This is a genomic window from Streptomyces sp. NPDC001634 (assembly GCF_040298185.1).
Classification (GTDB): Bacteria; Actinomycetota; Actinomycetes; order Streptomycetales; family Streptomycetaceae; genus Streptomyces.
The window spans coordinates 1-4,663 of the sequence record NZ_JBEOZU010000065.1 but is presented as its reverse complement, the minus strand read 5'-3'; the positions used below and the strand labels follow the sequence as shown (position 1 = coordinate 4,663).

At 69.6% G+C, this 4,663-nt stretch carries 5 protein-coding genes; 1 reads left to right on the top strand and 4 read right to left on the bottom strand.

The window, feature by feature from the left end; genetic code table 11:
• Positions 1 to 120: 120 nt before the first annotated feature.
• Together ABT186_RS33285 and ABT186_RS33280 are read right to left on the bottom strand one after the other, a co-directional pair.
• On the bottom strand, positions 121 to 1,575 hold the full coding sequence (locus tag ABT186_RS33285) for an MFS transporter (RefSeq protein WP_351928242.1): 1,455 nt from the start codon (positions 1,573 to 1,575) through the stop codon (positions 121 to 123).
• Between the two features lie 73 nt (positions 1,576 to 1,648).
• Positions 1,649 to 2,077: a DUF3291 domain-containing protein gene (locus ABT186_RS33280; RefSeq protein WP_351236478.1), complete on the bottom strand. Its 429-nt coding sequence runs from the start codon at positions 2,075 to 2,077 to the stop codon at positions 1,649 to 1,651.
• 154 nt (positions 2,078 to 2,231) lie between these two features.
• Between ABT186_RS33280 and ABT186_RS33275 the strand changes: the two genes are divergently transcribed.
• A complete protein-coding gene (locus ABT186_RS33275; protein ID WP_351236500.1) occupies positions 2,232 to 2,858 on the top strand; it encodes a MerR family transcriptional regulator in 627 nt (208 codons plus the stop codon).
• A gap of 8 nt (positions 2,859 to 2,866) precedes the next feature.
• On the opposite strand, the gene ABT186_RS33270 is transcribed toward ABT186_RS33275, so the two are convergent.
• Together ABT186_RS33270 and ABT186_RS33265 are read right to left on the bottom strand one after the other, a co-directional pair.
• The gene (locus tag ABT186_RS33270) at positions 2,867 to 4,156 is read right to left on the bottom strand and encodes an NAD(P)/FAD-dependent oxidoreductase (RefSeq protein WP_351236476.1); all 1,290 of its coding nucleotides are present in this window, start codon (positions 4,154 to 4,156) and stop codon (positions 2,867 to 2,869) included.
• A 31-nt stretch (positions 4,157 to 4,187) separates the two neighbouring features.
• Positions 4,188 to 4,663: 4'-phosphopantetheinyl transferase family protein (locus ABT186_RS33265; protein ID WP_351928241.1), on the bottom strand; the 476-nt coding region annotated here is incomplete at its 5' end.

Below are 4,663 nucleotides of genomic sequence, written 5' to 3'. Positions count from 1 at the left end.
ATTTCTAATCTTCTGCTTGCTGCGTTCCGTCACGAGGCGGTCCTAGCGCCGGCGGCGGTGGGCCGCCTCGACGTGTTCGTCGCCCGACCCCCCGCCACGCTGCGGGGCGGGGGAGAAGGCTCACACCTTTTCGGGTGCCGCGCTCTCCGGGCGAGGCCTGCGCGGGATGCCGAGGCCGCACAGCGCGCCGCCCATGACCACCGCGACGCCGACCCACACCGCGGGGTGCAGCCCGTCGACGAACTGCTGCGGGCCCTGCGTGCTGCCATGCGCCACGAACACGGTGCTGAGGACGGCGATACCGAGCGCACCGCCGATCTCCCGCACGGTGGTGTTGGCGCCGGACGCCTTGCCGGCGTGCTCGCGGCTGACCGACGCCAGCACCACCGCGGCCGTCGGAGCGAACACGAAGCCCATCCCGATGCCGGCCACGATCATCGGTCCGACCAGGGAGGAATACGACGTGCCGGTGTCCGCGACCAGGTTGATCCAGCCGAGCCCTGCGCCCTGCAGGAACAGGCCGAGCGCCATGAGGCGGCCACCGCCGACCTTGTCCGTGAGGATGCCCGCGACCGGGGCCACGAACATCGGCATCAAGGTCCAGGCCAGGGTGCGCACCCCGGCCTCCAGGGGCGTGCGCGGGGGCACGATCTGCAGGTACTGGGAGAGCAGGAACAGGGAGCCGAAGACGCCGAAGTACATGGCCGCGGAGACGATGTTGGTCAGAGTGAAGGCCCGTACCCGGTAGAAGGACAGTGGCAGCATCGGCTCGGGGACCCTCGCCTCCCATATGACGAACCCGGCCAGCAGCACCGCACCCCCGCCGAACGCGCCCAGCACCTTCGCCGAGGTCCAGCCGTCCGTCTCGCCGTGCACGATGCCCCACACGACCGCGAACAGTCCGGCAGAGGCCAGCAGCATCCCGATCAGGTCCAGACGCACCCCCGGCAGCGAGCTCTCGCGCAGCGTCACCAGGACGAGCGGCACCGCGAGAACACCCACCGGCACGTTGATCCAGAAGATCCACCGCCAGTCCAGTCCGTCGACCACCGCGCCGCCCACCACCGGGCCCATCGCGACGGCCAGGCCGCTGATCCCCGACCACAGGCCCAGCGCGAGCCCGCGCATCCGGTCCGGCACGGCCTGGGACAGCAAGGTCAGCGACAGCGGCATCACGGCCGCTGCACCGAAGCCCTGGATCGTCCGGAACGTGATCAGCTGGGCGCTGGTGTCGGCCAGCCCGCAGCCCGCGGAGGCCAGCGTGAAGATCACGATGCCGATCCAGAACACACGGCGGCGACCGAACCGGTCGCCCAGTGCGGCGCCCGTCATCAGCAGGCAGGCGAAGCTGAGGACGTAGGCGTTGACGAACCACTGCAGTTGCTGGGTGGACGCCTGGAGGTCCACGGCCAGAGTGCGCAGAGCCGTGGAGACGACGAGATTGTCGAGCGCGACCATGAACATGGGCACGCTGCACGCCACGATGGCGAGCCACAGCGGCACGTGCCGTCCCTCGCGTTCCGGGGAGGCGACGACCGGGTCGTCCAGGACCGGGTTTTCTTCGGACAGCGTCATGGCGGGGAGTCTCCTCGGGGAAGTGCGTTGTCCAGAAAGAAGAGCGTTGTTCAGAGGGAGAAAAGACGGGAGGTCAGACGGCTGAGGAGCCGTCGGTGTTCGCGGCGTCGGTGCGCTCCTGCTCGGCGAGGCGGCGCCGCGCGTCCGCCCAGTCGATGGGCAGATCTGCCGCCGGCACCTGCCAGAACGTGAAGACCGAGCCGCTCATCGTGGACCGCAGGCCGTTCATGATCGAGCGGTGCGGTTCGGTGCGCGCGTAGGCGTACAGCGCCTCCCTGTCCTCCCAGGCCGACAGCGTCCAGAAGGTGCGCTTGAAAGGCTCGGCTATCAACGAGGCGCCGAAGGCCCCGGGCGCGCCGGTCACCTGCTTCCACGCGGCGAGGGAGCGCAGGAAGAAGCGCGGTACGTCGGTGAAAGAGCGGACCTCCAGACGGGACGCCATGACGAACGCCTGGGCATCCGATGCGGGCTTGTCGACTGTGGTCCAAGGCAGGGTGGGCATGGCTGCGGCCTTCTCTTGGCGGAGGCAGGACGGGTGGAGGCATCGCTGGACGAGCACCATTGGATACCTTCGCTATCTATGTTAGACAGTGTCGGTATCCAAAGACCAGAGCGGAGCCGTAACGATGCGCGAGAGCCAGACCCGAGCCATACCGATGCGCATGTCCGAGCTGAGCCGCCGCAGCGGCGTCTCCGTCACGACGATCAAGTACTACCTGCGCGAGGGTCTGCTCCCGGCCGGCCGGCAGCTGTCGGCGACCCAGGCCGAGTACGACGAACACCATCTGCGCAGGCTCCGCCTGATCCGTGCGCTGATCGGCGTGCGGGGGCTGTCCGTCAGCACCACCCGGGAGCTGCTGGGCGCCCTGGCGGAGTACACGGGCGACACCCACCGGCTGCTGGGCCTCGCCCTGGGATCGATCCAACTGGCCGAGGAGGGCGCCGAGGACGCCCCGGAACTGGCCGACGTGGACGCCCTCATCGCCGAGTTGGACTGGGCCGTGCACAAGTCGGCGCCCGCCCGCGCCACGCTCGCCGATACCCTGGCCTCGCTGCGCACGCTCGGCGCACCGCTGGACTGGCGCGCCCTTGTGCCCTACGCGCGGCTGGCGGAACAGACGGCGGCCCTCGATCTCGACCAACTGGACGGCATTGAGGACCCGTTGGAGACGGCCGAGCGCGCGCTGCTGCTGACCGTCCTCCTGGAGCCCGCGCTGATGGCGCTCAGACGCATGGCTCAGGAGAACGAATCGGCACGACGTCACGCAGACGCCGGGGGCTGACGCAGGCGTCAGCCCCGCAGCTCCCGCAGCAGCTGGGCCGCGGCCTCCCGTCCGGAGGAGAACGCGGCCTCGTGGGAGCCGATCTGGTCGTGGTACTGCTGCTTGGAGTGGAAGTAGGAGCCGCAGAGCTTGACCCGGGTGCCCTCGTTGACCTTGTAGATGGTCTGCTGCGCGGTGCGCATCGCCATGTCGACGACCGGGTGCTCGTAGGGAAAAGTGCGGATGACCGAGTCCTCGCGGATGTCCAGCGGGTAGTCGAGCGTGACGAAGTAGTCGGTCTCCGACTCGAAGCCGTGCAGCTTGTTCATGTAGTACGCCACATATGTGCGCGGCTGAGTGTCCACCGTCACCTTGCCGTAGTTCCACGCCTCCCAGCGCGACCGGTCGGCGGGCATCACGGACGAGTCGGTGTGCAGGATGACCGTGGAGCGGTTGTAGCGCAGGGGAGCGAGCAGCTCGCGCTGGGCCGGGGTCGGGTTCTCCAGCAGGGCACGGGTGGTGTCGGCGTGGGTGGCCGCGACGGCGTGGTCGAAGCGCTCCTCACCGGACGCGGTGCGCACGACGACCCCGTCCTCGCTCTGCCGGATCCCGGTGACCGGCTCGGACAGGCGCGTCTTCGGGTCGATCGCGGCGATCGCCTTGCGCACGTACGAGATCGATCCCCCGGCCACGGTCCGCCAGTCGACGCGCCGGCCGCCGAGACCGCCCTCGTCGTGGGCCATGAAGAAGGCGATCACCGTCGTCGCGGGCATCTCCCAGATCAGCTCCGCGGGCACCGACCACACCGCGCTGCACAGCAGTATGAAGTAGCCGTACCGGAACTCCTGACTGTAACCGCCCCGGTCCAGGTACTCGCCCATCGACATGTTGGTCCGCTTGCGGAGGAAGTCCCGGCGGCCCTCCTCGTGGAACCGGCGCGCCTCGCGGAAGATGGTCTGGAAGTACTCGGGGTAGCGGGCGCGGACCTCCTCCTCCGGCAGGTCCAGCTCGTCGCTGCCGAACTGGAACCCGCCGTCCAGATCGAAGAAGTTGAAGGCGCTGAGCAACTGCTTTGCCTCCACGCCCAGCTCCTCGAAGAAGGCGCTCAGGTTTGGGTAGGCGGGAGGGTTGAAGACGACGAACGCGGTGTCGAGGCCCAGGATCCGGCCCGCGTCCTGCACCTCGATGGTGTTGGCGTGGCCGCCGTAGTGGTCCTCGCGTTCGAACAGGGTGATCTGGGCGTGCTCGCGCAGGGCGTACGCGGCGGAGAGGCCGGCGACTCCGCCGCCGACGACGGCGATGCTGGGCTTGTCGGACATCGGGGACTCCTCGGTAGGGGTGGAAGAGACGTCAGCCGGACAGAACGATGGTGCTCAGGCCCGCGGGCCCGGCGTGTTCGGCGGCCACGGCCACCACGTGGTACGGCGTCGGACGGATCAGGTCGAAGTGCCAGTGCCGCACGGGCCGTTCGGCGTCGTGCAGCCGGACACGGGGACCGGCCAGGCCACTGAAGGCGAAGGACGACAGCTCGCGACGCAACCCGGTGCCGAGCGCCTTGAGGTAGGCCTCCTTGAGCACCCAGTACGCGGCCAGGCGTGCTGCCCGCGCCCCGTCGTCCGCGACGGCCGCCAGGTCGGCCCGCTCCCGCTCCGCGAACAGCCGCGGCAGATACGCCACCGCGTCGGCACCCGCGGGCGAGCGCTCGGCGTCCACGCCGCCGGCGCGGCCGCGGTCGGTGACCACACAGGCGATCAGACCGTCGGTGTGGGAGAGGTTGAAGCGCAGACCGGAAGAGCGGGGGGTTGGGGGCGAGGGTCCGAGGCGGC

Bases quoted from the DNA above. Each gene is read 5' to 3' on its own strand.
- ABT186_RS33285 (WP_351928242.1), bottom strand. From the start codon at position 1,575: ATGACGCTGTCCGAAGAAAACCCGGTCCTGGACGACCCGGTCGTCGCC.
- ABT186_RS33275 (WP_351236500.1), top strand. From the start codon at position 2,232: ATGCGCATGTCCGAGCTGAGCCGCCGCAGCGGCGTCTCCGTCACGACG.
- ABT186_RS33270 (WP_351236476.1), bottom strand. From the start codon at position 4,156: ATGTCCGACAAGCCCAGCATCGCCGTCGTCGGCGGCGGAGTCGCCGGC.
- ABT186_RS33280 (WP_351236478.1), bottom strand. From the start codon at position 2,077: ATGCCCACCCTGCCTTGGACCACAGTCGACAAGCCCGCATCGGATGCC.